Source organism: Pantoea sp. EKM103V, from assembly GCF_011800365.1.
In the GTDB taxonomy this organism is placed as follows: Bacteria; Pseudomonadota; Gammaproteobacteria; order Enterobacterales; family Enterobacteriaceae; genus Pantoea; species Pantoea anthophila.
In genome coordinates this window covers 1-461 of the sequence record NZ_JAALFQ010000041.1, presented here as the reverse complement: position 1 = coordinate 461, position 461 = coordinate 1, and the positions used below count along the sequence as shown (strand labels likewise).

Below are 461 nucleotides of genomic sequence, written 5' to 3'. Positions count from 1 at the left end.
GGTGAAGCGGACGTGCAGCGCATGTCGGAAACCATGAATGCCATCTCGCTGAGCGCGGCAAAGGTACGGGACATCACCGCCGTGATTGAGAGCATCGCCTTTCAGACCAACATTCTCGCCCTCAACGCGGCGGTGGAAGCCGCAAGGGCTGGCGAAGAGGGGCGCGGTTTTGCCGTGGTGGCCGGCGAGGTCAGGACGCTGGCCCAGCGCAGCGCCACCGCTGCGCGTGATATCAAGCAGCTGATTGAGCAGGCCGTGGAGCAGGTGGAAAGTGGCGTGGAGGTGGCGGCAGGCACGGGTCACAGCATCCTCAAAATTGTCGGCATGGTGGGTGAGCTGGCGGAGGCCATGGACAACATTTCGCTGGCCTCATCCGAGCAGATGCAGGGCATCTCACAGGTCAGCGTTGCCGTCAGCCAGATGGACGGGGTCACGCAGAACAACGCCGCGCTGGTTGAGGA

1 protein-coding gene is annotated in these 461 nt (G+C 63.3%); it reads left to right on the top strand.

Features of this window, described 5'->3' with window-relative positions:
* Positions 1–461: methyl-accepting chemotaxis protein (locus HFD97_RS22030; RefSeq protein ID WP_255461663.1), on the top strand; the 461-nt coding region annotated here is incomplete at both ends.